Source organism: Salinivibrio sp. MA440, assembly GCF_001996265.1.
Lineage (GTDB): Bacteria > Pseudomonadota > Gammaproteobacteria > Enterobacterales > Vibrionaceae > Salinivibrio > Salinivibrio costicola.
In genome coordinates this window covers 1-8,798 of record NZ_MUFI01000070.1, presented here as the reverse complement: position 1 = coordinate 8,798, position 8,798 = coordinate 1, and the positions used below count along the sequence as shown (strand labels likewise).

The following is an 8,798-nucleotide window of genomic DNA, read 5'->3' as shown; positions in this document are numbered from 1 at the left end:
GATATGCTTAGATTTTAACCGGCAATCGGAAAGTGTCATTGTAATGGCGGCATACTGACCAATAACAATGAATTTTTCGATTATGACCACAAAACACTCAGAATTGGTTTATACCTTAAGTAAGGTGGTTTACGACCAAACCTAAGACGTGCCGGTTTAAAATAGCTGGCCAGTGACAGAGGACGAACGTCATGCTTGCTGAAAAACGGGATGAAATAGACAACCCCCTGATTTGGCCGATACTCAGTATTTTAGAGTCGACACGACAAAGTTGGAAAGTGCATCACCTGCTGGGTGAGTTGCGAAAAGATACCATGATGGCGCAACTCGATGAAGACCCCCATCTTGATCTGTTTAAACGCAATTTCCTGATCATGAACGCCCTATATCAACTGCAAGAAATGTTGTTGCCCCAGCAATGGTTGCAGGTTGAATCCATGGATATTCAATTACAATGGCGTGTGGGAGGTCATGGTTTTGTGGCCAAAGAAATCGATTACCAGGATCCATTACGCGATTACTACATGGACTGGAACAACTATGATGCTAGCCAAGATGATGTCAAAGAATTGCTGTCTTCTTTTTGGAAGCATTACCAGCGCCACATCGGTAATGATACGCCAGGGACTGCGATGCTGGAGCGAAACAAAGCACTTAACGTGTTAGGTTTGGACGAAAATGCGAGCGAACATGAAATTCGTCGCCAGTGGCGGAAGATGGCCCTAAAATGGCATCCGGATCGCCCTGAGGGTGATGCGACAACATTCCGTGAAATGTGTGAAGCGTGGCAGAGCTTAAGGCTTTAACCGGCGGCGAGCGCTTTCACTGAGCCAAGATGCTCGAATCATAGTTAAATAATGAGCAGGGTGAGTGAATATTCACCCTGCTTCGTGTTTTTGAAGCAAGCCTGCGTAATCGCCTGCATGCTATTAAAGCTCTCTTAACGCCTAGGCGTTGTTCAAACTGCGGCTACGCAGTTCAAAAATCAGCTTTTCAGCACTGCATTCAAATTGCATCTTAATCGTCAGTGCGTCGTTTTTAATGTGCTGACTATCAAAGTCATGCTTCACAGCAGGATTAATACTCTTTGCCAAGTCAAGATACTGCTCGAAGCGCGCCGCTATCGCCTCAGGGCTGTTGGCTTGAATGGTGACTTCTGCTACATCATCGCCCTCTGAGATGATGTAGCCAATCTCAGCACTTACACCGCAAGCATCGCAAGCGTCAGTTTGGTTCTCTTTCATGGTGTTCCCCTACGTAAACGCAGCCAATGACGTCACGTTTAAGACGTGGCTGCAAACCAGTGGTACGATCTTTAGCAAACACATGCCTGTGGCACATTGAGATAGGTCAGGTTTTGATATCTTTTCTGTATTAATGATGGAAAAACTACCGGTGAACCAATCAAAAATAGCATCGAAAAAAAGAAAGGGGTGGTGCTAATCGTATTGTCTTGCGGCGCCCCAGCATAGATTGACGGGGCGCCGGTGAAGCTATAGCAAGTCTTCTTCCCACTGCACGAGCGTGCCTTTTGGCCAGTGAGTGCCAAGATCGTGGTATTCCTGCTCCAGCTTATGGCGACGAATTTTTAAGGTCGGTGTCAGTTTACCGTTCTCAATACTCCATGGTTCTTTAATCATCAACACACCTTTAATTTGCTGGTGTGACTCAAGTTCACCATTGATAGTATCCACCACTTTTTTTACTCGACGCTCGTAACGAGCGCGATCAAAATGAGGGAAATGGTGTGGGAGCGCAAGTAGAATCGGTGCTGGCATGCCTGAGCCAATTACGCACAACATTTCAGCGTTTGATAATTCAAATAAGCGCTTTTCAATCGGTACAGGGGCGACAAATTTACCTTTGGCGGTTTTGAACGTATCATTTTTGCGCCCTGAGATACTGAGGTAGCCATCGCTGTCGAGCTCCCCTAAATCACCAGTATGCAACCAACCGTCGACCAAGGTTTCTTTGGTTGCTTCTTCATTTTTGTAATAACCGCTAAACAGTCCTTGGCTTTTTACTAAGATTTCTTGGTCGTCTGCGATCTTGATTTCAACCCCTGGGCCGGCATTGCCAACGGTACCAATTTTATCGGCCCGGAAAGGATAATTAATGGTGCTGTAGGCATAACTTTCGGTCATGCCCCACGCTTCGGTGACATTCAAACCAATCTTGCGGTACCACTCCAACAATGCCGGCGCGACAGGGGCGGACCCACAGCCCAATACACGTGCTTGATCCAAGCCTAAGTTTTTAGCGACTTTATTTTTGACGATCGTACTCACTAACGGAATACGGAGCAGTAGGTTCAACTTACCGTCCGGCAGTTTCTCCTGGATTCGTTGTTGAAATAGGGTCCAAAGCCTTGGGACCGAAATAAACAGGGTTGGGCGATGCATTTTGACATCTTCAATGAAAGTATCGAGTGATTCAGGAAATGCCGTCGGGATCCCGCCCATAATGGCTGACCCCATGATGTATACACGCTCGGTAATATGGGCCAGTGGTAGGTAAGAGAACAAACGATCGTCAGGTTCGATACCAATATGATCGATCAACCGTTGCGCAGACCAGCAGTAACCGCCGTAGCTTAACATGGCTCCTTTAGGCGGCCCTGAGGTGCCCGATGTATAAACCAGCGACATGAGATCGCCATCAAGATGAACAGGACGTTCGTCTGACGGTGCGTGGTTGGCGATCAGATCGTGCCATTCGTAATGACAGTTTACGGTAGGATAAGGGAGGGCAATTGTTTTTAGGTTCGGCAGACTTTCTAACGAGGCCGTTAGCGCTTTACTGTCATCTAATTTACCCACAAACATTGCTTTCGATTCGCTATGGTTAATGACATGATCGATAGTGTCGGTGCCCGCGGTAGGAAATATGGGCACACTGATGTAGCTTCCCATCATCATTGCTAAATCTGCGATAAACCACTCAGCACAGTTTTTTGATATCAGTGCGATTTTGTCACCCGGCTTAAGCCCCATATCGCGGAGCGCTGTTACCATTTTCTGGGCCTGCTCGGCGACCTCGGCAAAGGTATAATCATGAAAGCGGCGCCCGTGGATTTGGCGCAGAAAAACATGGTTTGGGCGCTCATCGGCCCAACGTAAGATCTGATCATGTGGTTTGATATGTGACATTGGACTTCCTCATTGTCGCAACGTGGAGATACGTTAAAACGTTATAATAATGTTAACTTACGGATCCTCGGCCACCATACGCAAGATAATCATTTAAACGACTGTCTAAATTATGACTGATGACACTATTTGCGGTGTTTTTTGCCTGATTTTTCAGTTTTTTCACCCCATTTTCAGGAGCCAATGCAAAAGCTTGATCAGCCTCCGTATTCACATAAGACGTTTACTGTCAGGCTTTATTGGTGAGTCTGTACTATTTTTACTAAGGGCTAGGCTTTATCGCGAGCCAGACGCAAGTGCGAGCCAAACGGGCGCGCGTTACAGCACTGTGCCAACAGTGGCGATTGACGGGAGAACAGGTTACGTATGCCTAAACGGAGTAAAGCGCAAACGCAACAGACCATTGAGCTCATCCTAGCAGAGGCGAAACACCAATTATTAATGCTTGGCTATGAGGGAATGTCGTATACCACGCTAAGCGAGGCGACCGGCGTATCGCGTACCGGGATTAGTCATCATTTTCCTCGAAAACAAGATTTTATGGTCGCGTTGGAGCCGTTTATCGTCGACAGCTTGCGCATGCCGCTTGATACAACCAGCACCATTAATGCGTTTATGACCAGTTGGATGCAGGCGATGCATGCAAACGGTGACTTCAAAGCCACGCTCAAACTCTGTTTCTATCTACTGATTAGTGGCAAAGCGGACAATGGTGCCGCGTTTAGAATTCTAAAAGCATTACAAAAAGAGTGTGAGCAGCGTATGCAAACGGATCTCACCGTCGCTTTTTCGCAATTATTAGGTGCGAGCCTGTTACTGTGCCGTCAAAAAAGTGAGGGGCATGCGAAGTAACTGTATAGAGGGTCCGGTCAGGTTAGCGAGCAGACGCGGCGATAAAATTAACGCCCAACTGACAGACAGGGCTTAACTTTTTTGTTATATTGATCACGCTTTCAAAGCAATACATTTTTTGGAGATAACTATGAACAATACCGACCATCCTCCGAGTCGAAACGGAGAAAAATAGCGACTGTTGGTATTGTCTCTGCCAGTTTACCAGCCGTTGTTGATAGCTGGCCCCACCTGCTTTATTTTTCTCCTCTCGCTCTAACGCATAATGCTGCCTTTTAGGCGCTATACGTTGTTGATGGTCGTTACCTGTTGCCAATCGGGAGATTCGCCATGACGGTAATGAACAACACCTTTGATAACACTGCAACTTTCTCAACCTCCGAGATCGTCGCGGCTCGTAATGCCTTTTTACAATACGAATTAACTCGGCAAGCCGAGCTACTCACCGTAATGCCAATCGAGGAATCGATGGGTGTTCTGCGGCACTGCTCGGTGGCTCATGTTCAACATTTGCTCGATATATTGGGCGAGCAAGGCCATCAGCGGCAAGCGGATGAATATGCGCACCGCCTTGGAGTGATACCACCAAGGACCAACCTGCTTTTGCGTATGATGGAGACACTTCGCGCGCACCGCAAAGTCGTCACGATTATGTCGCTAGTAATGAGCACCATGGGGGTCGTCGGTTACTTGTCATTCTTGTTTTTGCCTAGTTGATGCGCACTTAGCTTGATCTTACGCAGTAAATTGTTGGGCAATTATGCTATCACTATAACGATAGTTGAATTATTCAAAAATATTTTAATAATAGGGTGGCGGCCGCAAGTCGCGATCCCAATTCTGCCAATAAGGTAAACCTATGAGTGATGCACTGGTACTCGTTATAAATTCAGGCAGTTCGTCTTTAAAGTTTGCACTGATGGACGCGCAAACAGGCGATGCTGTGATTTCAGGCGCCGGAGAGTGTTTTGGTCGTGATGACGCATGCATGAGCTGGAAAGTCGACGGTAACAAAACTGAAAAGACATTGAGTGCAGGAAGCGACCACCATCAAGAGGCCATGGACATTATTGTGGGCCTTATCGAAAACAACCAACTCAGTGATAAATTACAAGCTGTTGGGCACCGAGTGGTCCATGGTGGCGAAACCTTCAGTCAGGCGACGCTTATCGATGATGCCGTACTTGCACAGATCGATGCCTTGAAATCCCTGGCGCCACTGCACAACCCCGCTCATGTCGTTGGTATTAATGCCGCGCGTAAAGCCTTCCCCAACCTTCCTCAAGTCGCGGTTTTCGACACAGCATTCCATCAAACCATGCCGGAAAAAGCGTATCACTACGCGATCTCGCGTCAGCTCTATAATGATTATAGCATTCGTCGCTATGGTTTTCATGGCACCAGCCATTATTACGTAAGTCGTGAAGCGGCAAAATGGCTTAATCAAGCGCCTGAACAAACCAACGTCATCACCGTACACCTTGGTAACGGTGCCTCTTTGTGTGCGGTCAAAGACGGTCAAAGTGTCGATACCAGCATGGGCTTTACGCCTTTAGCCGGTTTGATGATGGGCACTCGCTGTGGTGATATCGACCCATCTATTCTAGAGTTTTTATTGAAAAAAGGGCTCAGCATGGATCAAATCCACCATGAGCTGATCGATAAAGCAGGGCTTCTTGGTGTGTCTGAGCTCACTAATGATTGTCGTGGGCTGGTTGAAGCCGCGGAAGAAGGCCACAGAGGTGCGCAACTCGCGCTGGAAATGTTTGCTTATCGCGTTGCGAAATTCATCGCAAGTTACATGGTGCCGTTATCCCGCCTGGATGCGATTGTTTTCACAGGTGGAATTGGCGAAAACTCACTGCCAGTCCGTGAGATGATCCTAAAAGAACTCGCGATTTTCGGTTATCAATCAGATGCCGACGCCAACGCCGCCGCTCGGTTCGGTGCCGCAGGACAAATCACAACACAAGATTCACCGCTCGCATTGGTGATCCCAACCAACGAAGAGCTGGTGATTGCCCAGCAAGCCATGGCAATGGCCTGAATCTTAGCCTACTCTGAATAGAAACAGCGAGTATTATTGCTCGCTGTTCCTTTATTTGCTCGCGGTATGTTACTAAGTCAGCGCGGATTATTTGTTCCTGATGGATATAATCCTTGCCTGTATAGCTTCCCGCCCAACAGCGCATGTGCTTTTGCGCGCACTACCGCCTCTTGGTTTAATTTGATCGGACTGAGTACCTGTTTTACAACATCATATTGATAGGCGACTGGGTCTTTTTTGGGCTGAAGCACTACCAGTGATTCACGTGTTAAATAACCGAAGTTTTTATCGAACTGCATCATTGCACGTTGATATTCAGATGGTACGGCGCGGTTTAAATCATGGCCTATCATGGGTGTTGTCGCATCGATACCGATCAATGAAAGTAACGTCGGCGGCATATCTAAACTACTGACTAAACGAGAGTCTTTGCGTTTAGGAATATCTTTGCCGATAATTAATGCTGGGATATGAAAACGGCTAACGGGGATCGGATCATCGCCATAGGCGCGTGAATCATGATCCGCAATGATCAAAAAGATGGTGTTTTCCCAATAGTCTGATTTTTTAGCCTTGTTAAAAAACTCACCGAGTGCATGATCCGAGTATTTTACCGTATTTAGACGTGTATTTGTTTCCTTAGTGTAAGGTGTAATTTGTCCATCTGGGTACTCATAGGGCGAATGGTTTGAACTAGTAAAAACAAGACTAAAAAAAGGTTTGCCTTTTTGATGAAGCGAACGAAACTGTTTGTCAGCCATATTATATAAATCTTGATCTGAAACGCCCCATGAACCGACAAACTGTGGGTTATCGAACTGAGAAAAATCGACAATATCTTGAAAACCATTACCGAGAAAAAATGACTTCATATTATCGAAATGACTCTCGCCGCCATAGATAAATTGTGTTGTATAGCCTTGTTGTTTCAGTACATCAGCGATAGTAAAAAATCCAGTTTGGCTTTTTGATAGCTTTACTACTGCACGAGAGGGTGTCGGGGTAAAACCTGTTGTGACCGCCTCGATACCACGTACCGACCGTGTTCCTGTTGCATAAGCTTGAGTAAAATTCCAGCCTTGTTTCATGAGATTATCTAAGTTGGGTGTAAGCGGCAACCCATCTAACGCGCCAACAAACTGCGCGCCTAGACTTTCTTGCAGTAAGATGACCAGATTTTTCTTACCCTTACCGAACGCTTGCTTCGTATTTAACGTTGGGTATGCGGAATTCACGAGATAATGTGTACTTGATGGCGAATAAGCTTTAATCGTAGAAACGATTTCTTCCAGCGGCATATCTCCATAGTATTCTTCAGCATTACGCTCGGATGCCATGGATTTGGCGGCAAAGACCAACGAATAAGAAGAGTTGAGGACTAAATCATTTAGTAGCGGATTAGTTGAAAAGGCGACAAGTGCTGGGTTCAGTGGACGGTGTTGCAGGGTTGAGCGCGCTCCCATGACACCGAAAATAATCACACACACCGCAAGAATAGGCCGTGTCCACCAGCGTGGCTGGTTTTCCGTATCAGTAAACTTGCCGCTTAACCGCCAGCTATAAAAACCCACCAATGTTGTTCCTGCGAGTCCTAAGAACAAAGGTAATTTATAACCTTTCCAAAGCATGGAAAAGACTTCTTTGGGGTACACCAAGTACTCTAGAAATAGCCGATTCGGTCTTAGATTATATTCTAAAATAAACGAAGGCGTAGCAAACTCCATATAAGCTAACACGACTAATCCACAGACCAGCCAAATCCGCAGTATAAAAACAAATCCTCGACCAAATTTTCCAGAGGTTGGCAGCAGTGCCAATAAAAATGCCGGTAGGGTATATAGCCAGCAGAGGGTCGCTATATCTATGCGAATACCTTGCGTGAAAATATAAAAATATTCAGACCAATGATTTATGTTGTCTTGCTGCCAGATTAAAAGTCCAATCCGAAAAGTACTAAGAAATCCTAATGCTAATAGAAAGAAAATAAGAATTGGTTTCATTAGTTTTATGACTTGCATCGTTTAACCCTGAATTATAAAATTTATTATGACACTTAACCATGTCACTACTGCAAGAATTAATGTTAATAATACGGCCGCTGATCCGATATCTTTGGCCTGACCACTTAGCTCATGGTGTTCTTTCCCTACACGGTCAACAACTGCTTCAATGGCAGAATTAATTAGCTCGACAATCAGTATAAGCAATAAGCTCCCAATTAAGATGAGTTTAGTTAGTAATGGAATGGACATTAGTAATGCAAAGGGTACTAGGATTAAGACAAGCACGACTTCTTGACGGAATGCTGCTTCATTCTTCCACGCAGCTTTCAAACCTTTGATTGAAAACTCAGTTGCCTTGAAAATCCTTTGCATGCCTTTATAGCCTGGCTTCATATTCTACCTATTGACGACAAAGTGAAAAAGTATCTTTAGATTCTTGATATGCGGATGTGGATATGTCCATGATTCCTAGTAATGAGTGAAAAATATTGTCATGTGAGAAGGTGTTTCTTTCTGCTATTTTATTTAGACAGGATGAGTCGACTTTTTTATCCTTTAAGAAGTTGTCATCAGCCCAGAAAAACATCGGGACATGAGTTTGAAAATCTGGTGCGATTGAATAAGGTAATCCATGAAGGTAAATGCCATTTTCTCCCAATGATTYACCATGATCGGAGACGTAAATTAATGCAGTGTTATATTTAGAAGATAGATCTTTTAACTCCGTAATGACTTTATTTATAACAT

At 45.3% G+C, this 8,798-nt stretch carries 9 protein-coding genes; 4 read left to right on the top strand and 5 right to left on the bottom strand.

Features of this window, described 5'->3' with window-relative positions; translation table 11 throughout:
* Positions 1 to 191 precede the first annotated feature (191 nt).
* Positions 192 to 806 (top strand): DNA-J related domain-containing protein, encoded by a 615-nt coding sequence (locus tag BZG80_RS15130; protein ID WP_021024428.1) that lies wholly within the window; start codon positions 192 to 194, stop codon positions 804 to 806.
* Between the two features lie 141 nt (positions 807 to 947).
* Here BZG80_RS15130 and BZG80_RS15125 read toward each other — a convergent pair whose 3' ends face one another.
* Together BZG80_RS15125 and BZG80_RS15120 are read right to left on the bottom strand one after the other, a co-directional pair.
* On the bottom strand, positions 948 to 1,244 hold the full coding sequence (locus tag BZG80_RS15125; RefSeq protein ID WP_021024429.1) for a DUF406 family protein: 297 nt from the start codon (positions 1,242 to 1,244) through the stop codon (positions 948 to 950).
* A gap of 249 nt (positions 1,245 to 1,493) precedes the next feature.
* Positions 1,494 to 3,149 (bottom strand): AMP-binding protein, encoded by a 1,656-nt coding sequence (locus tag BZG80_RS15120; protein ID WP_077460922.1) that lies wholly within the window; start codon positions 3,147 to 3,149, stop codon positions 1,494 to 1,496.
* Positions 3,150 to 3,515: 366 nt separating this feature from the next.
* Here BZG80_RS15120 and BZG80_RS15115 point away from each other — a divergent pair, with 366 nt between their 5' ends.
* The 3 genes from BZG80_RS15115 (at position 3,516) to BZG80_RS15105 (ending at position 6,048) form a co-directional block, all read left to right on the top strand.
* The gene (locus tag BZG80_RS15115) at positions 3,516 to 4,001 is read left to right on the top strand and encodes a TetR/AcrR family transcriptional regulator (RefSeq protein WP_021024431.1); all 486 of its coding nucleotides are present in this window, start codon (positions 3,516 to 3,518) and stop codon (positions 3,999 to 4,001) included.
* A gap of 330 nt (positions 4,002 to 4,331) precedes the next feature.
* Complete coding sequence (locus tag BZG80_RS15110) at positions 4,332 to 4,718, top strand: hypothetical protein (protein WP_021024432.1); 387 nt, start codon at positions 4,332 to 4,334, stop codon at positions 4,716 to 4,718.
* Positions 4,719 to 4,860: 142 nt separating this feature from the next.
* Positions 4,861 to 6,048 (top strand): acetate kinase, encoded by a 1,188-nt coding sequence (locus BZG80_RS15105; RefSeq protein ID WP_077679731.1) that lies wholly within the window; start codon positions 4,861 to 4,863, stop codon positions 6,046 to 6,048.
* Between the two features lie 77 nt (positions 6,049 to 6,125).
* Here BZG80_RS15105 and BZG80_RS15100 read toward each other — a convergent pair whose 3' ends face one another.
* From BZG80_RS15100 to BZG80_RS15090, 3 genes are all read right to left on the bottom strand, one after another.
* The gene (locus tag BZG80_RS15100; protein WP_241833919.1) at positions 6,126 to 8,048 is read right to left on the bottom strand and encodes an LTA synthase family protein; all 1,923 of its coding nucleotides are present in this window, start codon (positions 8,046 to 8,048) and stop codon (positions 6,126 to 6,128) included.
* A 21-nt stretch (positions 8,049 to 8,069) separates the two neighbouring features.
* Positions 8,070 to 8,444, bottom strand: a complete 375-nt coding sequence (locus BZG80_RS15095) for a diacylglycerol kinase (RefSeq protein WP_077679729.1) — start codon at positions 8,442 to 8,444, stop codon at positions 8,070 to 8,072.
* 7 nt (positions 8,445 to 8,451) lie between these two features.
* On the bottom strand, positions 8,452 to 8,798 hold a 347-nt coding region (locus BZG80_RS15090), incomplete at its 5' end, for a sulfatase-like hydrolase/transferase (RefSeq protein ID WP_158011562.1).